The organism is Sphingomonas sp. BL-S-25 (assembly GCF_055521555.1).
The window spans coordinates 1,713,466-1,739,896 of the sequence record NZ_CM145486.1 but is presented as its reverse complement, the minus strand read 5'-3'; the positions used below and the strand labels follow the sequence as shown (position 1 = coordinate 1,739,896).

Sequence of the window (26,431 nt, the reverse complement as noted above, 5' to 3'; positions counted from 1 at the left end):
GCCCGGACGACATCGGAAGGAACGCGATCAGGCAGTCGCGCGGCGACCGAAGCGGCCGTTGCGGCGGAAGCGAACCAGCCAGGTCGGTGCGACCGCGGCCAGCAGCTGCGGTTCGATGCCCAGCGCCTCGAATCCCTGCGCGCCGGCCGACACCACCGTGTCGCGGCCCAGCATCTTCCACTGATCCGAGGTGATCGGCGTGCCGGGCAGCGAGGCGAGGATCGATCCGATCGCGTCCGGCACCTCGACCAGCACCGGATCGCGGCCGATCTCGCGACCGATCCAACGGTTGAGCTCGGTCATGGTCAGCACGTCGGGGCCGCCCAGTTCATAGGTCTTGCCGCCATGCTTGTCGGGATCGGCAAGCGCGACCGCAACCGCCTCGGCCACATCGGCGACATAGGCCGGCTGGAACTTGGCGTCGCCGCGCAGCACCGGAACGACCCCGAACGGTGCCGCGGCGATGATGCCGGCGAAGCGGTTCACGAACTGGTCCTCGCGCCCGAACAGCGTCGAGGGACGCAAAATCGTCGCGTTCTGAAACGCCTCGCGGACGGCGGCCTCGCCAGCCGCCTTGGACTGACCGTATTCGGCCGGCGATTGCGGGTCGGCGCCGATCGCCGAGAAATGGACCATCGCACCGACACCAGCGGCGCTGGCGGCCTTGGCGATCGTCCGCGCCCCTGCCTCATGCACCTGCCAATAGGCATTGCGGGCAAAGGTGCCGGTCAGGTTGACCACCGCATCGGCGCCGACCAGCGCATTGGCGATCGTCGCGGGCCGGCTGACATCGGCCGCAACGAACTGCGTCTGGCCCAGTCCGCCCAGCGGCCGGACGAACCAGGCGTCGCGCGGCCGCCGCTGTGCGATGCGCACGCGTGCGCCTGCCTTCAGCAGTTCCTGCGCGACATAGCGGCCCACGAAACCGCCGCCGCCGATCAGGGTTACCAGCTTGTCCTTCATGCCTTGCCTCAGATGCGAAACTACAGGAGGTCCCATGCCTCTCGGGGACACAAACGGCAAGGCTGGTGCGACAGTTTCCCGCGTGGGCCGGAGCATCGAAGTGCGGACGTTGCCTCGGAACAGGCGCTGCTGCACGCGGGAGCGAAGCAAGTTCGAGCCGCAACCACCTGACCGGGGCCGAAATCCGCCTCACCCGAGAAAAATCACGCCGATCCCGAATTAATCGTGCCGGCCGGCGATTGGCCGGTTGACAACCCCCGGCACCCCCCGTAGAGGCCGCCGCCTACCCCGTGCCCAGATGGCGGAATTGGTAGACGCACCAGCTTCAGGTGCTGGCGGTCGCAAGGCCGTGGAGGTTCGAGTCCTCTTCTGGGCACCATTTTCCAGTCCATTGACGTCCATCAGCGTCGCGTAAGTGGCTGGGTTAAAAGCCTTCTTCCAAATATCTTTCCGACGAGATTTGGGCGCGTCCGCCGACAAACCACCAACTTTGGTGGTACAAATCGGCCGTGGATTCGCCCGTTTTCGGACGGAGATACCACCATGGCTCTTACCGCACTCGCGATCAGGAATGCGCAGCCCCGGGCAGCGCCCTACAAGCTTAGCGACGAGCGATCCTTGTTCCTTCTGGTGATGCCCAACGGCGCTAAATACTGGCGCCTTCGCTATCGATTTCTCGACAAGCAGAAAACTCTCGCGCTCGGCGTCTGGCCGGAAGTCAGCCTCGCCCAGGCACGCGACAAACGCGATTCAGCGCGCAAGATGGTCGCCGATGGTGTCGATCCGATGGTCGAGAAGAAGCGCCGGAAGCTGCGTGCGCAGCTCGATGAGAACGTCACCTTCAAGGGTGTCGCCGAGGAATGGTTCGTCAAGATCACCCGCGAGGAGCGGGCCGAGGTGACGCTCAGCAAAGTCCGATGGCTGCTGGAGAAGGTCTATCCATTTCTCGGCGATCTGCCGCTCCACGAGATCGAGGTGCAGGAAGTGCTTGCCGTCCTGCGCAAGATCGAGGCGACCGGCCGCTATGAAAGCGCGCGGCGGATGCGCAGCGTGATCAGCCGCGTCTTCCGCTATGGCATCGCCACAGGGCGAGCCAAGGTCGACGTCGCCCGTGATCTGCGCGGCGCAATTATAGTTCCCAAGACCAAGCACTTTGCCGCGATCACGCGGCCGAAGGAAGTGGGCAAGCTGCTTCGGGACATCGACGATTGTCCCGGATACGCGATCACCAAGCTCGCGCTGCGGATGACGCCGCACGTCTTCGTGCGCCCCGGGGAGCTTCGGCGCGCCGAATGGAGCGAGTTCGACCTGGAGCGCGCTGTGTGGTCGATTCCGGCGGAGAAGATGAAGATGCGCTGGCCACATCAGGTGCCGCTGTCGCGGCAAGTGCTCGACCTGCTCGATGAGATACGACCCCTGACCGGCCACAGCTCCTATGTCTTCCCGGCCTCCCATACCTGGAAGCGCCCCATGTCGGAAAACACCGTGACGTTCGCGCTCCGCCGGATGGGTTATAGCGGCAGCGAGATGACCGCGCACGGTTTTCGCGCGATGGCGGCAACGCTGCTCAACGAGATGGGGCTCTGGAATCCCGACGCCATCGAGCGGCAACTCGCGCACATGGAGAATAACGGGGTGCGTCGTGCCTATGCGCGCGGGCAATATTGGGAGGAGCGCGTGCGCATGATGCAGCATTGGTCCGACTATCTCGACCAGCTCCGCGGCGGGGGCGATGCCGACAAGTCAGCCCACGACAGCAAGGTGGTCACGGTCGACTTCGGCGGGCGATCAAGACGGTCGGCTAAGTGAGCAAACTCAGACCTAGCCGCTGGCCTAGACAGGCCGGCGGCAGCTTCGCGCCCTAATCCCGGTCATCCCTCACGGAGCGTGTCGATCCTGAAAGCTGCCGTCCGTTCACGTCGTACGCAAATGGCTAAGACTGGGACTTTGCTGCCGTTCAGTTGCGGCATATCGAACGACAGCTCTTGTCAGAAGCCGATGTTCAACGTTCGCTCGACCGGCATCTCGGAACGTCAGAACCTGGGCCGATTGCGGTCGGGCAGCTTTCGGTGTGAAATTGGCGACTGCGGCCGGAAGCCCGATCGGCGCATCCTGTGGCAAACCCGTCATTTCGGGAGGAACCCGGAAGCGCCTGCTTTCAAAGAAACCAGTCATCCGGCCCAGCGCATGGGCGGGCATCGCGAAACACCGTTTGTCGTCAGCCTGCGGCTTTCCCGCAAATGAGCTTTTGGGAATCTGCTCTTTCGGCCGCGGTGCCATTTATGGCAGATAGAGCCGTACCAATTAGATGTTGCGAAAGCGGTAGATTCGGCCGTCAGGTGCGTAGGCGAAGCTTACATGACGTGCTCGGCCATTGCGGGTTATTCTGTAGCGCCGGACGTGGCCGCCAGGTTCGGCATGATGCCCGACAAGGCGAAAATCGATACCCGTCGTGTCCGCTCCAAGCTTGAACGGCACGACGACGCCAGCAGCTCGGCCTTTCATCAACGCGGAGATTTCGGGTGTGAACAGACCTGGGTCCAGTGGCCGGTTGCCACGCGTCAACAGGGCAAGCGCCTGCGCCGTGACCTGCGGCGCGTCGTCCTGGACCGGAACCAGCCCTAAAGGGGTGGACCCCGGAGCAACGAACTCGGCCAGCATCAGGCAGGCCTCTTCGATGAAACGCCCAGCTAGTCCGCTTTCGATGTTGACCATGACGGTGACCGCAGTGCGGGTAGACGGCGCGCGCCAGGCGAAGGTCAGAAAGCCCGTGACACTGCCGGAATGATACTGAACCGCCCGGCCATTGATTTCATCGGTGAACCAGCCCGCGCCATAGGCTGCGCTGCGACCTGAGGACATAAGAACCGGACGCAGCAGTCTCGCAACCGTCGCTGGCGACGGGACCGGGCCGGCCTGAAGTGCGTGTTCCCATCGCGCCGCGTCGCGCGCCGACATCAATACCCCGCCGTCAGCCGATTGCGAATAGTCGGAACTCATACCAACGGCGTGCCGCGTGACATTGTCTTCCAGTACGTAAGGCTCCGCGCGTCCGGCGATCACGGCACTCGCGTCGTCCACCCGGGCATCGGGCAGGCCGACACGCCTGAGCAGCCGCTCGGTCACGAGGTCGCGATAGGATTTCCCGGTGACATCGGCGATCAGATAGCCGAGCAGCACATAGCCTGTGTTGGAATAGGCCCAGGCACGGCCCGGTTGGAAGTCGAGCGGAACTGCAGCTACGCCGGTCAGAAAAGCCTCGCGCGTGATCGGGCGATCGGCGTCGAACCCGGGCAACCCTTCATAGTCCGGCACCCCCCCGGTGTGGTTCAATAATGCGCTGATGGGAATCGCAGCAAAAGCATCCGGAACGTCTCGCGTATAGCGCCCGATCGGACCATTCAGATCGATCGTCCCGGCTTCGGCCAACTCGCAGACCAGAGCAGCCGTCACCTGCTTGCCCACTGATCCAAGATGGAAGAGCGTCTTCTCGTTCGCGGCAACCTCGAATGGCAGGGAGGCCGTGCCCAGACCTGTGGCCACAATCGTGACGCCATTATGCACGACAGCAATCCCCGCAGCGGGTATCCGCCTGTCGCGCATCATCTCACGAACGCGGTCTAGCACCTTGGGTGGTAATCCGCTTCCTTGCGATGCCATTGCGAAGCGTGGTGCCGCCAATACCCCGGCACCTACGGCCATCACCGACCGTCGATTCCAGCCACCCATGCTCTTGGACACTCTCAATCCTTATTATTACGAGGAGGTCAAACCTGTTTAACATGCCACCGTAATAACTGAAGAAGGAGTTCCGCACGCGAAGCCATTGGGCACCTATGATCTCCGTCAGTGATAAGAACGGTCTTTTCGTTCGCATCGCCCGGGTCATAGAGTGACGCGGCGAAACGCTCGAACTTAACTGCGCGAGCAAGCTCAGGCCTTCGAAAGGTAGCAGAGGGTACGTGCTGCTCGCATCCGCTTCGATCATATCGATCGGCAGCTTCGGCCACGACCCGACGTTCAGTGGGACGGCGCTGAACGACTAGATCTGGTCGGAAGCCGTCACAGCCGGTATGCGCTTGGGAATGGCCGCTATCCCAAGTCGGCTACCTGAAACTTGCCAGTCCGTAGACGGCCCAGTTTCAGACGTCGGCCCAGCGTGCGTGCTCAAGCTGGGCCAACGCAAATCGTGTCAGCTGCGTTCGAACAGCCGCTTCAGGCTTGGATAGAGGATGAAGGTCGATCGCCCGATCTTCACGGTCTCGATCGTCCCGTCGCCGATGAGCTCGTAGATGGTCGAGCGGCAGATGCCGGTCAGCTTGACCGCAGTGGAAATCCGCACGCTGATTGGCTCGAGGTTCACATCCTCCGGTGCCATGCCGAGGCTCATTTCGACCTCCCCTTGGCGAAGGCGCGATCGCTTTCGAGGAAGGCCGCCAGCATCGCCGGTATGAGATCGACCACCGGCTCCTCGCGCCCATAGGCCTGGGCGTAGAGTGCGGCGTAGGCGACGAGCGCCTGGTGCAGGTCCGGCATCACCGAGATGCCGAGCTTGACCGGCGTGCGGTCGGGAAGTTGCGCAAGCTTGAGTTCGGGCATCTTATTGCTCCTGGCCGGGCCATGGCGCGAGGACGATGTCCTTGTGCACCACGACGCGGAGTGGCCAGCCGGGCCGCACCTTGATGGTCGGCTGGACGTTGAGGTTCTTGGTGACAATCTGGTCGCCAGCGCGCGACGCGCCCTGCTGAGCGGATTCGCGGATCGCGCGCACGAGGTCGCTTTCGCTGTCGCCCAGGCTCAGCTCAGTGCCGATGCCCAGCAGCGTCGAGAGCGCCACGCCCTTGAGCAGCTGCCAGCTGTGGGTATCGACCTTGTCGGCAAGCCCAGCATAGCCGGCCAAGTCAGTCGCGGGCACATTGTCGATCCGGATCGAGCTGCCGTCCGGCAGGACGATGCGCTGCCAGACGACAAGGGCCCGGCTTTGCCCATAGGCCACCACACTGTCGTAGCTTCCGATCAGCCGGGAACCTTGCGGGATCAGCAGGATGCGCCCGGTGACGCTGTCATAGGCATTTTCGGTTACCTGCGCGGTGACGAGCCCAGGCAGATCGGAGTTGATCCCTGTGAGCAGGCTTGCGGCGATGATGCTGCCCGCACTCAGTGTGTAGGGCGATGCCAGTGGCACCATCGCATGTGGGTTGATGTCGCCGGTCTTGTCTATGCCGGCAAGGAAGTCTGTTCTGCGCCGCTGGCCGCCGGGATCCCGTACCGGATCCACGGCGATCGCCCCCGAGGACGTGTCTCGCGCTGGAGGAGCGTCCGGGGCAGAGGCGTGCAGAGCCGCGACAGCTGCGCCCTGAGCATCGCCAAGCTGCATCATGATACCCGATTCCCGGGCCGCCTTGCGCTCCGCCAAAAGCCGCTGGCGCTCGGCTTCGGCCGCCTGCGCGGCCTGGTCCGGAGAGCCCGCAGACGGCAATGCGCCAAGTGCTTCCTGCCGGCGCAAGATCGGACGCCCGAGGTCGCCCGGAAGCGGGGGCCCGAGCTTGGGTACGTCGCCATAGCTTTTCGGCGCGCCGGCGAGTGCGTCATCGGTTGTTCGGGTGGCGATATCCTTCTGGTCATCCGCGCCAGCGACGATCCGGAAGGTCGCGGGCTTGAGCGCGATCCATGTGACCCCCATGATGGCGGTCGATCCCAGCGCGGCGATCGCGATGATCGCGCCGCGGCGAAAGCGGATGATCCGGCTCGGGCGACCGCGCAGCACCAGCGTCTCCGGATCGAGCTTGGGCGCGGTCGCGGCGGAGGGCGCGGCCTCGCTCATGATACCCTCCACCGCCGGTTCCGGCCGGTTTCGGCGCGGCTGATGCGGACGACGACTTGCTTCTTCCCGCCGAGTCGGAGCTCGGCGGCATCGAACAGCCGGTCAATCACATAGAAGCGGCCGATCATGCGGTAGTTGACGAGCTGGGCATCGCCGCGGTCGCCGATGACGAACAAAGGCGGCGCCTCGCCGACTCCGACGGTCGCCGGGAACTCGACGAATGTCTGTCGTCCGTCGTCGAACGCGCGCAGCGGCCGCCAGGCCGGCTTGTCGCCGGTCACCACATAGCCGAAGTCGAGCCGCTCGACTGCGAGGCCCGAAGCGACCGGCCTTGCCGCTTCCTCCGACGCCTGCTGGCGGCGGATCGCGATCATCTCGTCCTGCGGATAGGTCCAGGACAAGGCGGCCATCGCGGTGGCGGGCGTGCTGTCGAGCTGCAGATGATAGGCGCGCCGGTCGGTCGTGATGACGAGGTTGGTCGATAGCCCGGCGGCGAATGGCTTGACGAGGATGTGGACGCGCTTGCTTTCCCCCGCGCCGCTCGTCGTGTCGCCGACGGTCCAGCGCGCCGTGTCGCCCGCCGCCACCGAGACGATCGCCTCGCCGGGCTGCAGGGCGATGTCGCTGACCCGTTCGGGCGCAGCGAACAGGCGGTACAGGACGCCCTCGCCATAAGGGTAGACCTGCACGGCGTTGACGAAGGCCGGGGTCGCAGGCTCCCGGGTCGCCTTGGCGTTCGCCGTGCGAACCCGAAGCTCGGCCGGTGACGGCTTGCGGTGTCGAGGCGCTGGTTGTTTTGCCACCGGCGGGGAAGGCGCAGCGACCGGCGCTGGCGGTGCCGGCGGAGTTGGGTTTGCCGCAGTCATGGGCGGCGTCTGGGGTGGCGAGGTCTGGGCGAATGCTGGCACTGCGATCAGCGCACTTGCCGCGAGGAGGATGTGATTCATGAGCGTGTCTCCGTCTTCTCGTGAATGAGCTCGGCCAGGCTGGGGTCGAGCGGAGATCCGCTCGGTATGCCGGGGTTGGGCGGCGGCGCGGCCGGGTGGTCGACCGGGGTCTCTAGCTCCCGGCTCCAGTCGATCGCGTCGACATAGAGGCCGAGTGGGTTGCGTCGCAGCGTCTCGGCATCGCGCGGCGGCTTCACCATGACGGTGATAATCGCGGTCCAGCGCGACGTGCCGGCGATGCTTCCCCGCTCATAGGCGCGCTCGGACCATTTCACCTGGAAGCTCGCTGCGGACGCACGCACGACGCTGGTCACCTGGACCGAGACGGTCTTGTCGCCCACACTCGCGAACGGATCGGCCGAGCGAGCATAGTCGCCCAGGAAGATCGCACCGCGCTTCGTGGCGAAATCATAGGCCTGCAGCCAGTTCTCCCGCATCAGCACGGCGTCGAGCGAGCGCCCCCGGATGTCAGTGATGAACCGCGCAAGAAACCATGCGATCTGGGGATCGGTCGGGCGATAGTCGCTTGTGGCGGGCGCGATCGCCTGCGCTTCGCCGAGGCTGTCGACCGCGACCACATAGGGCACGACGTGGCTCTGCATCGACTGCCAGACGAGCGCGGCCGACAGGCCAGTGGTGAGCGCCAGCCCGCCGAACGCCATCACCCGCCAGTTGCTCGCCTGCGCCCGGGCGGTACCGATCCGCTCGTCCCAAAGCTGGCCGGCTCGCCGGTACGGTGTCTCGGGTTCGTCCGTACGCCCGTAGCGCTGGACGGCACGTTTGAAGCGCATCAGTCCTTCTCCTTGATGTCGGGGGTTGCCCCGCCGCCGCCGCGATCCGATCCCTGAAGGGCGTGGATCGCAGCTTGACGATGGTGGCGGCGGGATTGGGTGTTCTGGAGGTCCCGCGCCCAACCCGGCACGGCGTCATGCGCCGGAGCCGCGGGGTTGCCCGACCCTGGCTGTCCGCCCGTCGTGCCGGCATTCCAGGCGGCCTGCCGGCCTTGGGCGGCTGCCGCTTGAAGCCCGAGGCCGCCGCTCAGGCGCTGGGCGAGGGCCCCTCGGGCGGCGGTCGCGATGCCGCTCATCCCGGCGGCCATCGACGTCGAACCGGAGGTTTCCTGGCCGAGTTGGTACGCGGTCGACGCAGCCGACCCCATCGCCGTGCCCGCGCGGATCGCGCTGAGCCCGGCCCCACCCGCGCCTTTCGCCGCCGCCGCGCCGGCACCCCCGGCGACCGCCATGCCGCCGGCTGCGAGCGCCGTCGTCGCGACTGCCGATCCGGCGCCGAGTTGCGGCCCACCGGACACGAGGCCTGAGGCGATGCCTGGCCCGAAGATGCCCAGGCCAAGCAGCGCGAGGCTGGCGAGAACCAGACTCATCGCCTGGCCGATGTCGGGCTCCTGACCCTGTAGGGCAGCGACGAACTCGGTGAAGAATCCGGCCCCGATGCCGACGATGACGGCCAGCACCATCACCTTGATGCCGGACGAGATGACGTTGCCGAGCACGCGCTCGGCGAGGAAGCTGGTGCGATTCCACAGTGCGAACGGCACGAGGATGAAGCCGGCGAGCGTCGTCAGCTTGAACTCGAGGATGCAGACGAACATCTGCACCGCGAGAATGAAGAAGGCGACGATCACGATCAGCCACGCGATCAGGAGCACCATGATCGTCAGGAAATTGTCGAAGAACGACATGAAACCGATCATGTCCGATGCCTGGTCGAGCAGCGGCCAGGCGGCCTGGAAGCCGGTGCCCGCGAGTCGGCCGGGGCGCAGCAGGTCGTCGGCAGAAAGCGTTCCCCCGCCGGCGGTCAGCCCTGCCTGGGCGAAGGAGCGAAAGATGATATCGGCGAGCGTCTGGAAGCGATTCAGGATCAGCGCGAAGACGCCGATATAGAGGATCTTCTTGAGGAAGCGGCCGATCACATCGTCTTCGCCGCCCATCGCCCAGAACAGTCCGGCGAGGGTGATGTCGATGCCGATCAGCACCGATGTCAGGAAGCCGACATCGGGTCCAAGCAGCCCGAAGCCGCTGTCGATGTAGCGGACGAAGTCGGCCATGAACCGGTCGATGACGTTGAGGTCGTTCACGGGTCTGTCCTTGCTCAGGGTGCCGCGGGGCCCTGGCGGGGGAGCGGTGGCCAGGGCCCCGCGGCTGCGACCGCGGCTGCTGGGGGCTTCGTCCGCCGCGGCCGGTCTCGCTAGCGCTGCGGTGTGTAGGCGGTGCCGATGCCCAGGAACCTGCGCGTCGCGGCGCGAGCCGCTTCCGCCTCGGTCAGCTGGCGCTGTTTCTCGAGCGCATCGGCCCGGAACTGCGCGGCCATCATCTGCTGGAGCGCCATGCCCTGCTTCGCGGTGATCGCGAGCAGCTGGTTCGTCGCCTGGCCGACAGCGAGTGCGCCCTCCGCCCCCTGGCTACGGGAGATGACCTCGGCCAGCGCTTCGGCATCCTCGCGCGCCTGCTGGACGATACCGCTCTGTACGGTCATCGTCCGATGCAGCGCATCGGTGCTCGCATCGTATCGCGCCCGGGCGGCCTGCAGCCGCTGATCGCGCGACGAGCCGGGATCGAAGCTTCGCGGATACAGCGTCCGCAGCCTTGCCTCGAGCTGGTCCATCTCGAAGTCCACACCCTGTGCCTGCTTCATCAGCCGGTCGATCCCGCGCAGCTTTTCGAGCAGCGCCTGGAGTTGCGGAAAGGGAATGGTCTTCAGATTCCGGTCCAGCCGCAGCAGCATCTGCGCCTCGTTCTGGAGGGACTGGATCTGGTTGTTGACCTGCTGGAGCGTGCGCGCTGCGGTCAACAAGTTCTGGCTGTAATTGCTGGGGTCGAATACCGCGATCTGCGCATGCGCGCGCGTCGCGAAACCCATGGTCAGCGATCCGACCGCGCCCAGGCCGAGCGTGGCGGGGATCAGATATTTGCGGGTGAGGACAGGCATCACAACTACTCCTTCGCTTGGGGATCGGGGAATTGGGCGAGCAGCGCCGCGGCCCAGTCGAGCCCGGCATCTTCGAGGAACCGAGCGGCGAATCCGGCCGGGCCGTGCTCGGCGAGCAGCGCGTCGATGCGCGCCTGCGTGGCGGGATCGGAGGCGCCGCACAGCGCGAGCGCGACGGGGCCAAGGCCGAGCTCGAAGAGGCGATTGCCGGCGGCGGACTGGAGGTAATAGTGCCGCTTGGGCGTCGCGCGGCTGATGAGCTCGATCTGCCGGTCGTTGAGCCCGAAGCGCTGATAGGCGGCGCGCCCCTGCGGCTCGATCGCCGCGGCATTGGGAAGCAGGATGCGCTGCGGGCAGCTCTCGATGATGGCGGGCGCGATGCCGCTCTCGGCGATGTCAGCGAGGCTCTGGCTCGCGAAGATCACCGCGACATTCTTCTTGCGCAGCGTCTTCAACCACTCGCGGATACGCGCGGCGAAGAGCGGATGGTCGAGGAACTTCCAGGCCTCGTCGAGGATGAGGAGCGTCGGGCGCCCGGTGAACCGCGCCTCGAGCCGGTGAAAAAGATAGGTGAGGACGGGCGACACCGCACTGCCCGCGCCCATCAGCGCCTCGGTCTCGAAACACTGGATATCGGCCATCCGCAGATCGTCCTCGGCCGCATCGAGAAGCGGGCCGAAGGGACCTTCCAGCGTGTAGGGCGCCAGCGCCGAGCGGAGCGCGGTCGACTGGAGCAGCAGCGAGAGGCCGGTGAGCGTTCGCTCCTCAATGGGCGCGCTCGCCAGGCTCGTCAGCGCCGACCAGACGGCCTCCTTGATCTCCGGCGTGACCGCGACTTTCTCATGTGCAAGCAGCGCCGCGATCCACTCGGCTGCCCAGGCGCGCTCGCCGGCATCGTCGATGCGAGCGAGCGGCTGGAACGCGATCGTCTCGCCGGCCTCGCCGCCGAGCCCGAGGCCGTGATGCACGCCGCCCATGGCCAGCACCGCCGCGCGCGCCGAGCGGCCCATGTCGAAGACGTAGATCTGGCTGCCCGGATAGCGACGGAACTGGAGCGCGATCAGGGCGAGCAGGACCGACTTGCCGGCGCCGGTCGGCCCGACGATCATCACGTGCCCGACATCGCCGACATGCGTCGAGAGCCGGAACGGGGTGGATCCGCTGGTCTCGGCATGGAGCAGCGGCGGCCCGGCCAGGTGGCGGTTCTGCGCGGGCCCCGCCCAGACGCTCGACAGCGGCATCAGATGGGCAAGGTTGAGCGTATGGACCAGCGGCTGCCGGACATTGGCATAGACCTGTCCGGGCAGGCTCGAAAGCCAGGCCTCCACCGCATTCATTCCTTCGCGGATGCAGGTGAAGCCGAGCCCGCCCACGACCCGCTCGACCGCGCGGACCTTGTCCTCGACACGGGCGCGATCCTCGTCGGCGACGGTGATGGTCGTCGTGAAGTATCCGAACGCGACATGGTCGCCGCCGAGCGCTTGAAGTGCCAGGTCGGCATCGGCCATCTTGTTGTCGGCGTCGCTGTCGAGCAGCTGGACCGGCTGGTTGTAGATGACCTCGCGCAGGAGCGCGGTGACCGACTTGCGCTTGTTGAACCATAAGCGGCGCAGCTTTGTCAGCGCCCTGGTCGCATCGGTCTTGTCGAGGGCGATGAACCGCGTGACCCAGCGATAGCCGAAGTCTTGGTGGTTGAGCGCGTCGAGGATCCCGGGCCGGCTGAGGCCGGGAAAGCCGAGGATCGTCAGCGTGCGCAGATGCAGCTTCCCGAGCATCGGCTCGAGCCCGCCCGTCAGCGGCGTGTCGGCGAGCAAACCGTCGAGATACATCGGCGTCTCGGGGACGCCCACGCCGTGGCGTCGGGTCGAAATCGTACCGTGGAGAAGGGTGAGCGTCTGCGCGTCGTCGAGGGCTGCGACTTCCGGCATAAAGCCCGAGAAGAGGTCGAGTGCGCGATCGGTCTCGGCGACAAACCAGGCCAACGCCTGGCGCCAGTCGCGGCCCTTCCGGGCGTCGGCGCGCTCGACGAGCGCTCGCCCCGCGCTGTCCGCCTGGTCCGGCGGCGGCAGGAACGTCAAGGTGAGATGATAGCGGCTCTCGAAATGGCTTCCGGCTGCTTCGAAGGCAGCGCGCCGTTCCTCGTCGACGAGCCAGGACGCCGCGTCGGGGAAGCTGCTTGCCGGATAGCCGGGCGCCTCGCGGCGCTCGGCCTCGATGTGCAGCGCCCAGCCCGAGCCGAAGCGCTTGAGCACATTGTTCGCGCGTGCGCATGCCGAGACCAGCTCGGCCTCGGTCGCCGATTCCAGGTCGGGACCGCGCAAGCGCAGCGTGCGCTGGAAGCTGCCGTCCTTGTTGAGCACGACGCCGGGTGCGACCAGCGCCGCCCAGGGCAGGTGATCTGCCAGCCGGTCGGCGTGGCTGCGATATTCGCGCAGGTTCAGCATGCGAGATATCCCCGCTGCCGCAGATGGCGCGTGAGCACCGCTGCGAAATCGGGATCGCGCTTGGCCGCGAACACCGCGACCGTGTGGCCGACTGCCCATACCGCCGCGCCGGCGATCCACTGCTGGAGTCCCAGGCCAAGCGATGCAGCGACGGTGCCGTTGATGATCGCAATCGCACGCGGGGCGCCGCCGAGCAGGATCGGCTCGGCGAGCGACCGGTGCAGCGGCGCCTCGAACCCGTCGAGATGCTGGCCGCCAAATGCATCCGGCCCGATCATGCCAGCAGCGCCCCGCCGCCGAACGAGAAAAAGGACAGGAAGAAGCTCGAGGCGGCAAAGGCGATCGACAGGCCGAAGACGATCTGGATCAGCCGGCGGAAGCCGCCGGCGGTCTCGCCAAAGGCCAGGGTCAGCCCGGTGACGATGATGATGATCACCGCGACGATCTTGGCGACCGGGCCCTGCACCGACTCGAGCACCTGCTGGAGCGGTTCCTCCCAGGGCATGCCGGTCCCTGACGCATATGCCTGGGCTGCGGCCAGCAGGGCGACAGCGGCACCGGCCAGCAAGGGCAGCTTCGCGCGCAAGGTCATCGTCTTCATGATCGGTCTCCTTGTTTGGGGGGCAGATGGAAGGGAGCGAGCGCGTAGGCGCCGGTGTCGGGATCGACGCCGACGACACGCGCGATCGCGTCGACCGAGCGCTGGGCGCCGCGGCCGGCGATGAAGACGATGAGGTCGATCGCCTCGGCAATGAGGCGTCTGGGCACGGTGACCACCGCCTCCTGCACCAGCTGCTCGATCCTATAGAGCGCGGCCTCGGCCGAATTGGCGTGCACGGTCGCGATTCCGCCGGGGTGCCCGGTGTTCCAGGCCTTGAGCATGTCGAGCGCCTCGGGACCTCTCACCTCGCCGACGATGATCCGGTCTGGCCTGAGGCGCAGGGTTGAGCGCACCAGGTCGCTCATCGAGACGAGGCCCGGACGGGTGCGCAGCGCCACCGTGTCGGGCGCCGGGCTCTGCAGCTCGCGCGTATCCTCGATCAGGAGGACGCGGGCGTCGGCCCAGCGCATCTCGGCGAGCAGGGCGTTCGCGAGCGTGGTCTTGCCCGAGCTGGTTCCGCCGGCGATCAGGATATTGAAGCGCTGCGCCACCGCTGTGCGCAACATGCCGGCCATTGTAACCGACATGATCCCGTCCGCGGCATAATCGTCGAGCGTGTAGAGACGCTGCGCGGGTTTGCGGATCGAGAAGCAGGGAGCGGTCGAGACCGGCGGCAGCACGCCTTCGAACCGTTCGCCGGCACGCCCGTCGGGATGCGCCGGCAATTCGGCCGAGAGGATCGGTTGCCCGGCATGCGCTTCGGCGCGCGCATGGCTGGCAACCAGCCGCACGATGCGCTCGACCTGCGCGGGCTCGAGGACGATACCGGTGTCGATCCTGCCTTCACCGAGCCGGTCGAGGCGCAGCGAGCCGTCGGGGTTTACCATGACCTCGACCACCTGGCTGTCGGCAAGGGCCGAGGCGATGTCCGGGCCCATCGCGGTCTGGAGCATCGCCCGCCGGCGATGGGACGAGAGTGTCTCGCTCATCGTCCCTCCTCCCCGCGCAGAAGCGTACGCCGACCCGTCGCGACGGCGCGGCCGACCTGGGTGACGAATGCCTCGAAACGCTCGCGGGCGAGCGCACGGCCAGCCAGGTCGTTCTCGGCGAGCGGCGCCTGGATCGCGAGCTCGAAGCGGATGAAGAGTGCGAGCGTCTCCAGCACGACATGTTCGTCGCGCTCGATGCGGCCAAGCGCATTGGACATGCGGTCGAGTCGCAGCGCGAAGCGCTCCTCGAGCTCGGACGCGCCGCGACGGTTCAGCCAGGCGGTGACCGCGTCGGCGAGGATCGCGGACTTGGTGGCGCCGGGCGCGGCGGCCAGCGCCTCCAGCCGGTCGCTGGTCGCTTTCGGCAGGAACAGCTGGTGGCGGACGCGGTCGGCCATCTCAGAAGTCCAGCTCGAGATTGCCGGGCCGCGTATCGGTCATGTCGATTGCATAGGCACGCCGGGCGGTGCTCGCGGCCTGATCCATCGCGCGCTTGTCGGCGGCGGGGTCGCCTTCATCCTCGCCCAGGCAGAACGGGTCGGCGGGCATCTGGTCGATCGGCGCCGCGATCGTCACTTCCTGGGCGGGATGGCGCACCTGCTCGAGTCCGCCTGCGTCCTCGTCTTCGTCAGCCACAACTTCGGCGAGTCTTGCGTCGACCGGGCGAACGCGCTCCTCCCAGTCATGAGGGCGCCTTGGCGGCAAATCGCCAGCCCCGTCTTTGCCGAGCGCCGGGGGCGGCAGGATCCGCAGCTTGAACTGCGCGTCCTCGAAGTAGCGCAACTTACTGGCGCGCACCGGCGGGCAGCCCGCGACGAGCACAACCTCGTCGGTCGGCGGCAGCTGCATGACTTCGCCAGGCGTCAGCAGCGCGCGTGCGGTCTCCTGGCGGCTGACCATGACGTGCGCGAGCCACGGGGCGAGGCGGTGGCCGGCATAGTTTCTCATCGAGCGCTGCTCAGTGGCGGTGCCAAGCGCGTCGGAGATGCGCTTCGCGGTCCGTTCGTCGTTCGTCGCGAAGGCGACGCGGACATGGCAATTGTCGAGGATGGCGTTGTGTTCGCCATACGCCTTCTCGATCTGGTTCAGGCTTTGCGCGATCAGGAAGGCGCGCACACCGTAGCCGGCGAGGAACGCCAGGCTGGTCTCGAAGAAATCCAGGCGGCCGAGTGCCGGGAACTCGTCCAGCATCATCAGCAGCCGGTGGCGGCTGGGCGTGCCCGCGGCATGGAGCTGCTCGGTCAGGCGACGGCCGATCTGGTTGAGCACCAGCCGGATCAGCGGCTTGGTGCGACTGATGTCCGAGGGCGGGACGACCAGATAGAGCGAGACCGGATGCCGTGCCGAGACAAGGTCCTCGACCCGCCAGTCCGAGGCCGCGGTGACCGCGGCGACAGTCGGGTCGCGGTAGAGGCCGAGAAAAGACATGGCCGTCGACAGCACGCCCGAGCGCTCGTTCTCGGACTTGTTGAGCAGCTCGCGCGCGGCCGAGGCGACGACCGGATGCACCAGGGGCATTTCCTCGCTGCCGAGGTGGTTGGTGGTCATCATCGCGCGAAGCGTCGCGACGAACGGGCGCTCGGGGTCGGACAGGAAGGTCGCGACCCTCGCGAGCGTCTTCTCCTCCTCGGCATAGAGGATATGCAGGATCGCGCCGACCAGCAGCGAGTGGCTGGTCTTCTCCCAGTGGTTGCGGCGTTCGAGCGCACCCTCGGGATCGACCAGGATGTCCGCGATGTTCTGGACGTCGCGGACCTCGTCTGTGCCGCGGCGCACCTCGAGCAGGGGGTTGTAGCGCGCCGAGCGCGCATCGGTCGGATTGAAGAGCAGGCAGTGCGAGAAGCGCGAGCGCCAGCCGGCGGTCAGCTGCCAGTTCTCGCCCTTGATGTCGTGGATGACCGCCGAGCCGGTCCAGCCGAGCAGCGTCGGCACCACGAGGCCGACGCCCTTGCCCGAGCGGGTCGGCGCGAATGCCATGACATGCTCGGGCCCGTCGTGACGCAGATAATGGGACGCGAACCGGCCCAGAAACACGCCTGCCTCGGCGGTGAGCCCGGCGGCGCGGATGTCGCGCGGACTTGCCCAGCGCGCCGAGCCATAGGTCGTAACGTTGCCTTGCTGGCGTGCGCGCCAGATCGAACCGGCGACCGCTGCGCCGCACCCCAGCATCCCACCGGCCGCGGCGATCGCGCCGGCTTCGTCGAACACGACCGGGGCGTAGGCGTCGAAATGGAACCACCACGGGAAGATCGACCAGGGCGCGTAGACGGGCAGATCGCCCAGCTCGAACCAGGGCGCGCCGAGCTCGGGCTGGTAGGCGAGCGCCGCCGCCGCCCACTGGGTGGCGGACCAGATGCCCGCGATGACGATCGCGGCGACAATCAGCATCTGACCAATGAGGAGTTTCGTCGGTGTCATCCGGGCCTCCGCCCAAGCGACTCAGCGTCTTGGGTTCGGGCTCAAGAATCGCCGGATTCCGATCTTCGCGTCAGGCCCCGGCTGGTGTCTGGAAGGTCATCTCTGGGGCATTTCGGACATGCTCTCGAAGTCGAGCTGGCTTTCGGCTTCGTCGTCGCGCTGCTGGCGGGGGTTTTGGAAGTCGCAGACCGGGAGCCGCAGCGGGCGGAGTTGAGGGATCGCGGATCGGGAAATCTCAGCTGGATGCGCGTGGCGAGCGCCCGCCTGACCTGTTACGAAATGAAACCGTTGAGAGCTTTGCATCCGTCGGTCTGGCGGTGCCATATGACTGCGACCACCATGAACGCCGTCCAGGGCTTGTCGATGGATTCGGAGGCACCCTACGATGACCGTCGTGATCCCACCCGGCTGGCAGCCGCCCCGCGCCTATTGCGAGCTCAACTATCTTCTTGCCAGGAATCTCGTGATTGTCTCGCGCCGCGCGTCCGGAAGCTTTGTCGCCCGCAGCCTGGGAATCGGCTTCAACGAAGCCATGACTCACCTCGATCGCATGGAACGCGCAGGCGTAATTTCCGCAGCAGATGAGCGAGGCGTCCGCTCGGTCCTTGCGAGACCCCCGCAGCTCGAGCCCGTTCAAGCGGGCAGCCCATGAAGCGCCGGTCGCTTTTCTGCGCAGCTATCCCGTTCGATCGAGGCCAAGCCAAAGGGCTTCCCGACTGTTCGAAGATGGTCGCGCCGCACATGCTTGGCTTCAACCGCCTGCGGCATTGCACCGGGTCGGCGAGCTCAAGCGAGCTACGATGAAACCCCCGGCTGGCATCGCAACGGCGATCGACGAGGTTTTCACATAGTCGCACCGCCGCAGGGGGTCAGATCGACGAGTTCGGTAGTTGCACGCCGACTGAGCGCGCTTCCGCGCTGGGACGCCCTGCGCAGACTTCCCTATTGATCCCGAGCCCTGCCGTTGCGGCCTGGCTTCGTCAGCAGCCGATCCTCGACAAGCCATGCGAGGTACATCAGCAAGGCGGCGCGCCAGTCGAAATAGATCGCGCAGCCGATGAACGCGAGGCACGACAGTGCCACCGCCAGATCTCTTCCGTTCCTCACCATTGTCAGAAGAACCGCCTCGGCGAACATTCTGTTATCATGAATTAGGACATATTGCGCGCGCCGGATATCGGCAAGCGATCGGCAGAGGGAGACCGGTGTGAGATCGCCAATGTGGGAAAATTCGGGACCCTCCGCTCATCGATTGGCGTGTCAGGTTCGCCAGGTGCCAGCAAATAGGCATGAAATCTCGAACCTTGATGACGCCTGCGCGGTGGCGGTTTCCAGTACAAAAAGGGCACGCGCACGCCGCTGTGACCGTTTCCAACCGTCAGGCTTTGCTTAACTTACCAGAGGGGCGGCACGTCGTCTTTCGGCGACAAGGATTGGCGGCTCGGGAAGCTCGTCGCGCATGATCGCCCGGCATGTGGTCCGTTAAATCCGGAAGCCGCACAGGCCAATCTATTTGCCCGTCGACCCACGCGCCTTCGCATGATCGGAAATTGATTATTACGTTTTCGTAACGACTATTTAAGCTCTCCTTACGGATTGGGGGGCGAAGAATGAGGCTGACACTCTTGGTGGGCGCTGCTGTGATGCTTGCGGCGCCTGCGGCTGCGCAAAGTGGCGCGCTCTCTACCGCACACATCAAGCAGCGGCTGATCAAGCAATCTATCGCGAGCTATCCTGGCAATTGCCCGTGCCCCTACAACTCGGCACGCAATGGCAGCCGATGCGGTGGTCGCAGCGCCTGGAGTCGCGGCGGTGGATATGCGCCCTTATGTTTCGCAAGCGACGTTACCCCTGCGATGGTCTCTCGATATCGGCAGGGTAGGTGAACGGGCCTGGCCTGAACCGAACATAGGTCTGATAACGGGACGGCCGGCAACCCGTCCGGCAACGAGATAGATTACCTTTGAGCCGCCGGAAGCGCGTCAGGGCAGAGGCGCGCTACCCGGTTCGCATCGTCCCAGTCCTTGCGGTAGATCGCCTGGCGCCGGCTGAGCTGCCAGCATGAAAGATCGCCCCTGCTGCTTCGCACGAGGGCCAATGTCCGACCATAGCGATCCTGCCCGAGCCTCTCGATGGTCAACGTCCCGCGCATCGCCGCCTGCAGGCTGGCAGCAGATGCCACAGGATCCCCGGGCGCGCATTTCCTCCCTGGGCGGCATGTCCCGGCCTTCTCGGGAGCGTCGATCGCAAGAAGCCGGATACGCTCTCCCTCGCAATTCAGCGTGTCGCCGTCGACAACCCGGCAGCCCGTCAATCTGTCGGTGGCCCACGCATCCGATGGGGCTCGGGGAGGGGCAGGTATCGCGAAGGCACCCAACGTGATGCCGACCAGCACGGTGGTAGCGAACAGGAGGCGGAACGTTCGACGCTTCATCCTGTCGGACCTAGCGCCTCACCTGTCGCCGCAAAAGCTCGCAGCTTTCTCACCCCGCAATAGTCACGCGCCTGTAGGAGCGATCGACGCCTAGCGATAAGATGCCGCTGGCTCGGATCGGCGACCGTCACTGGCGCAGTGCGGCTCGGGAGGTAACCGCTGCGGGTGAAGTGCCTTCCGGCGTATCGACCGGCGGCTCTTCTAGCCCCGGCAACGCACGATCGAAAGGGACCCTAAGTACCCGGCCTAATCGTCCGTGAGCCCGCCGAGCTGCAAGAATCCGGAGTCGCTTTCGGCTCGACCAACCGGGTTCCCGCGAGTGTCGCCGCTTACCGAACAGCTCGATCACCTGCATATCTTCCGCAGTCATCACTTTTCTACTCTTCTGGCTCTGGCCTTCACAACTTTTCCGGCGCCCGGTCGCCTGCGCGGCTTTACGACCAGACGCCGCACCATGCTTCGGCGTTGACGAGTTCGAGCAGGCGCACATTCTGCTCGGCGCTTGTCGACCGATCCGGCCGCAATGCTTCGTCGATCGCGCCAGGATCGAGAATCCGACGAGCGACGAGCTGTCCGTCCAGCAGCCGCTCACGCAGTTCCTCGCGCCTGCGCTGGACGATCTCGCCGCAGAACGGGTCAGGCGTGCCCTTGACCCTGCGCGCCAGGATCGCGTCAGGAAGCCGACCTGCAAAAGCGGTTCGGACCGCGGCGCGGTCGCGTCCACCTTCGCGCCACTGCCAGCTCGGAATGCTGAGGCACGCCTCGACGATCGGCTGCGCCAGCAACGGATTGACGAGCGGGGCGATCCGGCTGCGATCCGACTCTAGGGTGAGATGGGCACGCAACAAGCCGGCGATATGGGCCGCCTTCCCCGGCAGCGCGCCTGGCGGGGCATCGAGCCAGCGATGCGCGAAGACGCGGCCGCACAGCGCGTCGACTAGGTTGGGGTGGAGAAAGCCCAGGCTCGGCTTCCAGCTATAGGCGGCGGGCTGTCGTGCGATGCGCGCGGCCGCGCGCGTGACGCGTAGCGGCCCCGCACCGGTCTGCCGGCAAATATCGCGCAAGGTGGCGAAAGCGCCGGCGCCCGGTCCCTCGTACAGCGCTCGGTCCGCCAGCGCCGCGGCCGACTGCGAGAAGCCGAAGACATTGTCGCCGCCATTGCCACTGAAAAAGGCATCTGCGCCCTCACGGGCAGCGACTGCGCGGTGGGCTGCCTCATAGGGTTGGGCCTCTGCCCGGCCCACCGGAAATGGGAGATGCGCGCCAAGGGCGCGGCCCAGGTCCACATTGCCCAGGTCGTAGCGGCATGTCGCAAGCGGCAGGCCGAGCTCGGTGCACAGCGTCCCGGCAAATCCGCGCTCATCGCCGGCCGGGTCATCGGTGTACATGGTGAGGCAGGACGCGGTCCGGCCGGCGCGTGCCAGGCACGCCGCGACGATCGAGGAATCGAGGCCACCCGACAGGCTGACCAGCGGATATCTGTAGCGGGCGGACAATCCCGCGACGCAAAGCTCGATCGTGCGGCGCAGCCTTTCGACCGTAGCACCCGGCTCTTCGGCGCGCGGCTCGACGACATCCCAGGGCGACCAGCCCGGCGATGCGCGCTCGGATTCGCCACCCAGAAGCACGGCATCGCCGGGCAGGAGCACGCTTACGCCTTCAAGTGCGGTCTCGGTCGTGGGGAGCCCGCAGCTATGGAGGAAGCGCCCGAGCGCATCCCAGTCGATCGCGAGAGGGTCGCCTTTCGCCTGCGCCAGCAATTCGACGTCGGACGCGAAATATGCTGTGCGTCCCGAGTGCGCGCGGTAGCAAGGCAGCGAGGCCGAGGGATCGCGCAGGATCTCGACAGCGTCGCCGCGCATCAAGAGCGCAAGATAGCCGCCCCAATAGGATCGCAGCAGCGCTCGCGTGCCGTCACGTGCCAGCGTCACTTGTTCCGCTTCGCCGAATGCCTCGATCGGCCGGGCGGGGCCATGGCGATGAAACAGGGTGCCGACCACTATCGCCTGGCTATCGATGTCGAGACAGCTGCAGGAATCGTTCACCAATATTGCGACGTTCGGGGCGGTCCGGGTCAGGTGCAGGCCAGTTGCCTGCGCGACGCGGCTCGCCATGGGCACTGCTTCGGGGCCGACGATCAGGATGTAGCGGGGCCTCATCGCAGCACCAGGATCGGCGTGTAGAGCCGCACATTCTCGAGATCGCCGACGATCACTGCATCGCCTGCCTGGACCCAGCTATGCGCCGCAAACGGATTGAGGCGGACTCCGAAAACCAGGGCCGTGTCCAATCCCTGCCGCTGACACATTCGCTGCGCCGCGACAGCGCGGGGAAGGCATTCGTCGGCCGCGCGCAGCACCATCAAACTGGTAGCGAATGCGCTGGCGACGCGGCGGTGGCGCCTTTCGTCCAGCACAAGGTTTGCCGCGGTCGCGCGCTCTGCGACGAGGCGCGCCACGATGCTCGCGATCGGATGGCGCCTGAGGGCATGGCGCGCCCGCAATTGGCTGCCGATCGCAGCGATGACGTGCCGGAGCGCAGCGCGATGCTTATTGCCAAGCGCGAAGTCCCTGATTGCCGGCGTATGTCGGGCAGGGGGCACCGGTCCGCAGCCGCCGGGCTCGAGAATCCCGCGCGCGACGAGAGGCGCGAGGTCACCGGTGGCGATCTCCTTGCCGGCCGCCCAGCGCTGGAAAAGGCCGTCGAGTGTCTCCGGCAGGCGAAAATATCGATCGCCCTTGAGGTCGAGAAAGACTGCCTGATGCGCACAGACGCACCACGACAGCCCGGCGCGCAGGCTGAGCGGCATGGCTGAACCTCTTATATGGGAAAGGCGCGCGCCCGTTGAGGCACGCGCCAGCTTCCATCAGTCGTCGCTGAGGCCGATCGGCTTCAGCTGGCCGTTATCCTGGTCGGCACCGCCGACGAAGAGGCCCTTGGTGTCGATGCTCACGACGCCGAGTTCGATGGTGTCTTCATGTTCGCGTTTCATGGCAGTTCTCCATTGCGAGAAAAGTCATGGCCATGACCATTCCGAAGATACTCGGCTTTGTCGGGATAAGAAGCTAATAATCGGATTATAATTCGATTGTTTCGATCTGCCTCTCGCACCGTATAGCCGGGCGAGGAAAGCGTGCGATGGGGACACGCGCCACCACCTTTAGCCATCAGGCTTGGACATAATGGCGGCCACCCGGCCGCATTTGTCTATACGGCTCACGGATCATCGATTGTTATATTGGTAATCTGTGGCCGCAAGAGCACCTCACCCGCGAAGTGACTTCATCTGTAACTTGGGCGCTGAGCATGGCCCGCAGCGTGCCGCGTGCTGTTTTCGCGAGCCTTTGCCTCCGGACCGCTCAATCGCCCACAGTGCCGGCTCCCGCTGAGGCCAGCACAATCTCCGCGGGGTTACTGGCGTCCACCTTCCGACCGAACAGCGCGCCGAGCCGCCTTGCCAGCCTTTCGCTATCGTCGAGGCGGAACCGGCCGGAGACCCGCTCGCCGGCGAGCGAGACATCGGCCAGCCGGATCGGGCGCCCGGACCCGCTATTCGCGAGCGCGATCAGTTCCCCGACGCTCACTCCCTCGAACTCGCGCGCAGTGGCCGCGGCCCTTGGCTCCGAATTCGTGCGCGGCGTGGACGTCGCTAGAGGCACGAGCAGCGCGTCGAAGGAGACCCTCTCGCCGGCCGCCAGCTTGCGGACGGGCGGCTTTTGCGAAGCCTGTTCCCGCGGAAGCGCGACATCGATCGCGCCTTGCAGCAGGCGAACATCGACCTTTCCAGCCGCCGTCAGCGCGACGTCGAAGACGGTGCCGCGCGCGGTGACGCTGCCGCCACCTGCATGGACAATGAAAGGACGCCCTTCGTGTGCGACCTCGAACCGGGCCTGACCGTGCGACAGTCTCAAGTCACGCTGGCCGCTTTTGATGTCGACCTCGAGGATGGTGGCGGTGCCGAGATGCACTGTCGAGCCGTCCGCCAGCCGCACGACGCGCGTCTCACCCGCTACGGTCGCAACCCTGCGATGATCTTCGATGCCGGCGGCGACCGCGCGCTGATCCGCGTCGGGTCCCGACCGATGGAACACCGCCCATCCGCCCAGGCCGATGACGCAAGCCGCGACGCTCGCCAATACCATTGCAGAAGCCCTGCGGCGCTCGGCGGGTGCGAGCGCAGAGGTTTCGTGTGTGGGTTCCGGCTTTGACGAGCCCGTGGGAACCGGCTGATGCGGCTCCGAGAGCAGCTTGCCCATCGCGAAGATCTCGGCGGCGCGGTTGTACGCGGACCGATGCTCGGATCCCTTCGCCAGCCACGTCTCGAACTCGGCGCGGCTGTCCTCGGCATCGGGGCCGCGAAGCCGCGCGAACCAGTGCGCGGCCTCGCGCTCGAGGGTTTCGCGATCCTCACCTGCCGGCCCGCCGGCGATGGTCATTGTCCTAGGTCCTTGCCGATCCGCACCAGCGCCTCGCCGACATGCCATTCGACGGTGCGGATGCCAATGCCGAGCTGAGTCGCGATTTCCTTGTAGCCCAGCTCGTCGGCACGGTGGAGCAGGAACACCTGCCGCGTGCGCGGTGGCAGCGCATCGACGGCAGTCCGGTAGCGCTCGCGCATCTGTGCCAGCTCGATGACATCCCCCTGGGTGGCGCGAGTCGCGGGTTCGTTCGTCTCGTCGATCGGCACATGGGCCGTTCGGTTCGATGCCCGGCGCGAGCGGTCGATCAACAGGTTGCGCACGATCCGGTTGAGGAACGCCTCCGGTTGGCGCAGGCTCTCCCGGGCATCTGAGCCGAGCAGTCGCGAGAAAGCGTCCTGCACCAGGTCGTTTGCTTCCTCGCGCGATTTCAGGCGCGCATCGAGCCAGCGCCGCAGGCGCGGTGCCTGCTCGCGGTAGAGCGCGTCGAAGCGTGCCTCACCGCTGCCGCTTCGAACGCCGGCCTCGCTAGGATCCTTGTCGGGCTGCCCCATTCGCGTCACCGCGGGCAGCTGCCGCCGCGCATCGCGCGGGCATGGAAATAGGGTCGCACGAGAACCTGTCTCGTGCCGGGCGGTGCCTCGGAAGATTACCCCCGACCGCCATGGCCGGAAGCGCTTGATGCCTGGCGGTCAGTCCGCAGCGGGCTGCCGGCTCGATACCGCGCTGCGGTCGGAGTCTGCGTCAGTTTGCAGGCGTTCGCAACAGGTGACGAATGGTGCAGGGCATCGCCTCTTCCGCTGGCCGTGACCGGGCGCCGCGTTTCGGGCACGCCGCGGTGTCCCGCAACCCGGCGGTGCCGGGTGCTCCGCTTCGCTTCGCCCTTCGGTGCGGGCCACCGCTCCTGGCGTGCCCGGTTCGCGTGCTGTCGGCCCCTTCTGGCCGGCGGAAGGAGCATTCCGATGAACGAGGTCCGTCCCGAACCAGCTGCTCTACTGCGCGAAGCGCTTGGCACGCTACCACCGGCGGAGCGGACGGTGTTCGAGCTTCACGCGGTCGATGGCCTGGATTATTCCGCGATCGCCGAGCGGCTCGTGATCACCGTTGCCGAGGTCGAACAGCTGTTGGCATCGGCGCTGTTCCGGCTCGGTCGCCATCTGCCACCAACCGACCGATGAGACCGATCGAAAGTGGCGCATGATTGCCCTTCTGGCGGTTGCATCACCGCCTCACGCGTCTAGGATTCTTGAATGCGTACCGATCTCGATCACCTGCCACCGGCCAAGCAGCGCGAGCTCGAGCGCGTGGTGCAGATCGTGTTCGAGGAGTTTAGGGACGCCACCGCGACCGCTACAGTCGAATGGAAGCGCCAGGCACGCATCCTCAAGGTCATCCTCTACGGCAGCTATGCCCGTGGCGGCTGGGTGGACGAGCCGCATACGGCGAAGGGCTATCAGTCCGACTTCGACCTGCTGATCATCGTCAATCATGACAAGCTGACCGATCGAGCCGCCTTCTGGTCCACGGCAGAGGATCGGCTGAACCGCGAGTTGGCGGTTACGAAGACGCTTCGTACGCCGATCAACTTCATCGTGCACACCTTGCACGAAGTGAACGACGGCTTGGCGCATGGACGCTACTTCTTCATGGACGTCGCTCGGGATGGGATCGCGCTATACGAAAGCGACAGCACCGAGCTGCACGAGCCGAAGCCCAAGACGCCACAGCAGGCGCTGGCGATGGCGCAGGAGTATTTTGCGGAGTGGTTTCCTGCTGCGAACGGCCGGGACAAGCTCGCCAAGTACGCCGTGCAGCAGGGCCTACTCAAACACGCTGCGTTCGAATATCATCAGGCTGTCGAGTGTCTCTATCATTGTGTCCTGCTGGTCTGCACCTTCTACACGCCCCACGTACACAATCTCGGCTTTCTCCGGACACAGGCTGAACGCATTGATCCGCGTCTGATAGATGCGTGGCCGCGCGATACTCGAGCCGATCGGGGCCGCTTCGAACAGCTCAAGGAAGCGTATGTGAAGGCACGCTATTCAAAGCACTACCGCATCAGTGTCGAAGAGCTCGCCTGGCTCGGCGACCGCGTTGAGGCGCTTGGTCGCGCAGTGCGAGTGATATGCGAGGAGCATATTGGTAAACTCGAATGTAGTGCGGCGGTTTGATAGATTGCCCCGCCGAAAACGGCTCATTCCTAGCAGCTTAGCGCTCAAGAAGCACCGTTCAGGCACAGCCGGCGCACGCCGGAACCCACCGTCAGTCACGCCGCTGAGAGCCGACTGCCGGAGTGACCGAAACTGGGAACAATCCCGTCATTCCCGGCGGCCTGCAACAACGACGGCTTTCGTCAGGATCGGTCATTTCTCGCCCAATCGTACCGGCGGCGAGTTGCCAACAGGGCTGGCTGATCGCGGACTGCCAACTTTCGGACAGCGGAA

The 26,431-nt window shown here is 66.0% G+C and carries 27 protein-coding genes and 1 tRNA gene; 6 read left to right on the top strand and 22 right to left on the bottom strand.

Features of this window, described 5'->3' with window-relative positions; all coding sequences use genetic code 11:
- Positions 1-27: 27 nt before the first annotated feature.
- Entirely contained in the window at positions 28-963 is a 936-nt protein-coding gene (locus ACZ1H8_RS08310; protein ID WP_465180851.1) for a complex I NDUFA9 subunit family protein, read from the bottom strand.
- Positions 964-1,255: 292 nt separating this feature from the next.
- Here ACZ1H8_RS08310 and ACZ1H8_RS08305 point away from each other — a divergent pair.
- The 3 genes from ACZ1H8_RS08305 (at position 1,256) to ACZ1H8_RS08295 (ending at position 3,207) form a co-directional block, all read left to right on the top strand.
- Positions 1,256-1,342, top strand: a tRNA-Leu gene (locus ACZ1H8_RS08305).
- Between the two features lie 164 nt (positions 1,343-1,506).
- On the top strand, positions 1,507-2,772 hold the full coding sequence (locus ACZ1H8_RS08300) for a tyrosine-type recombinase/integrase (RefSeq protein ID WP_465180850.1): 1,266 nt from the start codon (positions 1,507-1,509) through the stop codon (positions 2,770-2,772).
- A gap of 78 nt (positions 2,773-2,850) precedes the next feature.
- Positions 2,851-3,207, top strand: coding sequence for a hypothetical protein (locus tag ACZ1H8_RS08295; protein WP_465180849.1), 357 nt, complete (start codon positions 2,851-2,853; stop codon positions 3,205-3,207).
- A gap of 60 nt (positions 3,208-3,267) precedes the next feature.
- On the opposite strand, the gene ACZ1H8_RS08290 is transcribed toward ACZ1H8_RS08295, so the two are convergent.
- From ACZ1H8_RS08290 to ACZ1H8_RS08225, 14 genes are all read right to left on the bottom strand, one after another.
- Positions 3,268-4,704, bottom strand: a complete 1,437-nt coding sequence (locus ACZ1H8_RS08290) for a serine hydrolase domain-containing protein (RefSeq protein WP_465180848.1) — start codon at positions 4,702-4,704, stop codon at positions 3,268-3,270.
- Positions 4,705-5,155: 451 nt separating this feature from the next.
- A complete protein-coding gene (locus tag ACZ1H8_RS08285; protein WP_465180847.1) occupies positions 5,156-5,353 on the bottom strand; it encodes a helix-turn-helix domain-containing protein in 198 nt (65 codons plus the stop codon).
- On the bottom strand, positions 5,350-5,562 hold the full coding sequence (locus ACZ1H8_RS08280; RefSeq protein WP_465180846.1) for a DUF2274 domain-containing protein: 213 nt from the start codon (positions 5,560-5,562) through the stop codon (positions 5,350-5,352). Before ACZ1H8_RS08280 ends, ACZ1H8_RS08285 begins: the two co-directional genes overlap by 4 nt.
- Position 5,563: 1 nt before the next feature.
- Positions 5,564-6,787 carry a TraB/TrbI/VirB10 family type IV secretion system protein gene (locus ACZ1H8_RS08275; RefSeq protein ID WP_465180845.1) on the bottom strand — a complete coding sequence of 408 codons (1,224 nt, stop codon included), beginning with the start codon at positions 6,785-6,787 and terminating at the stop codon, positions 5,564-5,566.
- On the bottom strand, positions 6,784-7,734 hold the full coding sequence (gene trbG / locus ACZ1H8_RS08270) for a P-type conjugative transfer protein TrbG (protein WP_110152726.1): 951 nt from the start codon (positions 7,732-7,734) through the stop codon (positions 6,784-6,786). The genes ACZ1H8_RS08275 and trbG overlap by 4 nt, the downstream gene beginning before the upstream one ends.
- Positions 7,731-8,525 carry a conjugal transfer protein TrbF gene (gene trbF, locus ACZ1H8_RS08265; protein ID WP_465180844.1) on the bottom strand — a complete coding sequence of 265 codons (795 nt, stop codon included), beginning with the start codon at positions 8,523-8,525 and terminating at the stop codon, positions 7,731-7,733. The genes trbG and trbF overlap by 4 nt, the downstream gene beginning before the upstream one ends.
- Complete coding sequence (gene trbL, locus ACZ1H8_RS08260; RefSeq protein ID WP_465180843.1) at positions 8,525-9,829, bottom strand: P-type conjugative transfer protein TrbL; 1,305 nt, start codon at positions 9,827-9,829, stop codon at positions 8,525-8,527. Before trbL ends, trbF begins: the two co-directional genes overlap by 1 nt.
- Before the next feature lie 110 nt (positions 9,830-9,939).
- Positions 9,940-10,680, bottom strand: a complete 741-nt coding sequence (trbJ, locus tag ACZ1H8_RS08255) for a P-type conjugative transfer protein TrbJ (protein WP_465180842.1) — start codon at positions 10,678-10,680, stop codon at positions 9,940-9,942.
- A gap of 5 nt (positions 10,681-10,685) precedes the next feature.
- Positions 10,686-13,124: a conjugal transfer protein TrbE gene (trbE, locus tag ACZ1H8_RS08250; protein ID WP_465180841.1), complete on the bottom strand. Its 2,439-nt coding sequence runs from the start codon at positions 13,122-13,124 to the stop codon at positions 10,686-10,688.
- Complete coding sequence (locus ACZ1H8_RS08245) at positions 13,118-13,402, bottom strand: VirB3 family type IV secretion system protein (RefSeq protein ID WP_465180840.1); 285 nt, start codon at positions 13,400-13,402, stop codon at positions 13,118-13,120. The genes trbE and ACZ1H8_RS08245 overlap by 7 nt, the downstream gene beginning before the upstream one ends.
- Positions 13,399-13,716: a TrbC/VirB2 family type IV secretion system protein gene (locus ACZ1H8_RS08240; RefSeq protein WP_465181366.1), complete on the bottom strand. Its 318-nt coding sequence runs from the start codon at positions 13,714-13,716 to the stop codon at positions 13,399-13,401. The genes ACZ1H8_RS08245 and ACZ1H8_RS08240 overlap by 4 nt, the downstream gene beginning before the upstream one ends.
- Positions 13,717-13,721: 5 nt before the next feature.
- On the bottom strand, positions 13,722-14,714 hold the full coding sequence (gene trbB / locus ACZ1H8_RS08235) for a P-type conjugative transfer ATPase TrbB (RefSeq protein ID WP_465180839.1): 993 nt from the start codon (positions 14,712-14,714) through the stop codon (positions 13,722-13,724).
- On the bottom strand, positions 14,711-15,112 hold the full coding sequence (locus ACZ1H8_RS08230) for a CopG family transcriptional regulator (protein WP_465180838.1): 402 nt from the start codon (positions 15,110-15,112) through the stop codon (positions 14,711-14,713). Before ACZ1H8_RS08230 ends, trbB begins: the two co-directional genes overlap by 4 nt.
- A gap of 1 nt (position 15,113) precedes the next feature.
- Positions 15,114-17,132 carry a conjugal transfer protein TraG gene (locus ACZ1H8_RS08225; RefSeq protein WP_465180837.1) on the bottom strand — a complete coding sequence of 673 codons (2,019 nt, stop codon included), beginning with the start codon at positions 17,130-17,132 and terminating at the stop codon, positions 15,114-15,116.
- Positions 17,133-17,517: 385 nt separating this feature from the next.
- Here ACZ1H8_RS08225 and ACZ1H8_RS08220 point away from each other — a divergent pair, with 385 nt between their 5' ends.
- Positions 17,518-17,784 carry a DNA translocase FtsK gene (locus tag ACZ1H8_RS08220; RefSeq protein ID WP_465180836.1) on the top strand — a complete coding sequence of 89 codons (267 nt, stop codon included), beginning with the start codon at positions 17,518-17,520 and terminating at the stop codon, positions 17,782-17,784.
- Positions 17,785-18,074: 290 nt separating this feature from the next.
- Here ACZ1H8_RS08220 and ACZ1H8_RS08215 read toward each other — a convergent pair whose 3' ends face one another.
- The 7 genes from ACZ1H8_RS08215 to ACZ1H8_RS08185 form a co-directional block, all read right to left on the bottom strand.
- Entirely contained in the window at positions 18,075-18,269 is a 195-nt protein-coding gene (locus ACZ1H8_RS08215; RefSeq protein ID WP_465180835.1) for a hypothetical protein, read from the bottom strand.
- An 820-nt stretch (positions 18,270-19,089) separates the two neighbouring features.
- Positions 19,090-19,566 (bottom strand): thermonuclease family protein, encoded by a 477-nt coding sequence (locus tag ACZ1H8_RS08210; RefSeq protein ID WP_465180834.1) that lies wholly within the window; start codon positions 19,564-19,566, stop codon positions 19,090-19,092.
- A gap of 434 nt (positions 19,567-20,000) precedes the next feature.
- The gene (locus ACZ1H8_RS08205) at positions 20,001-21,725 is read right to left on the bottom strand and encodes an asparagine synthase-related protein (protein WP_465180833.1); all 1,725 of its coding nucleotides are present in this window, start codon (positions 21,723-21,725) and stop codon (positions 20,001-20,003) included.
- Entirely contained in the window at positions 21,722-22,375 is a 654-nt protein-coding gene (locus tag ACZ1H8_RS08200) for a lasso peptide biosynthesis B2 protein (protein WP_465180832.1), read from the bottom strand. Before ACZ1H8_RS08200 ends, ACZ1H8_RS08205 begins: the two co-directional genes overlap by 4 nt.
- Positions 22,376-22,432: 57 nt before the next feature.
- Positions 22,433-22,558: a benenodin family lasso peptide gene (locus tag ACZ1H8_RS08195; protein WP_465180831.1), complete on the bottom strand. Its 126-nt coding sequence runs from the start codon at positions 22,556-22,558 to the stop codon at positions 22,433-22,435.
- A gap of 367 nt (positions 22,559-22,925) precedes the next feature.
- The gene (locus tag ACZ1H8_RS08190; protein WP_465180830.1) at positions 22,926-24,002 is read right to left on the bottom strand and encodes a FecR family protein; all 1,077 of its coding nucleotides are present in this window, start codon (positions 24,000-24,002) and stop codon (positions 22,926-22,928) included.
- A complete protein-coding gene (locus tag ACZ1H8_RS08185) occupies positions 23,999-24,538 on the bottom strand; it encodes an RNA polymerase sigma factor (protein WP_465180829.1) in 540 nt (179 codons plus the stop codon). Before ACZ1H8_RS08185 ends, ACZ1H8_RS08190 begins: the two co-directional genes overlap by 4 nt.
- Before the next feature lie 408 nt (positions 24,539-24,946).
- On the opposite strand from ACZ1H8_RS08185, the gene ACZ1H8_RS08180 reads away from it, so the two are divergent.
- Positions 24,947-25,162: an RNA polymerase sigma factor gene (locus ACZ1H8_RS08180; protein ID WP_465180828.1), complete on the top strand. Its 216-nt coding sequence runs from the start codon at positions 24,947-24,949 to the stop codon at positions 25,160-25,162.
- A 72-nt stretch (positions 25,163-25,234) separates the two neighbouring features.
- The gene (locus tag ACZ1H8_RS08175; protein ID WP_465180827.1) at positions 25,235-26,158 is read left to right on the top strand and encodes a HEPN domain-containing protein; all 924 of its coding nucleotides are present in this window, start codon (positions 25,235-25,237) and stop codon (positions 26,156-26,158) included.
- The last annotated feature ends 273 nt before the right edge of the window (positions 26,159-26,431 follow it).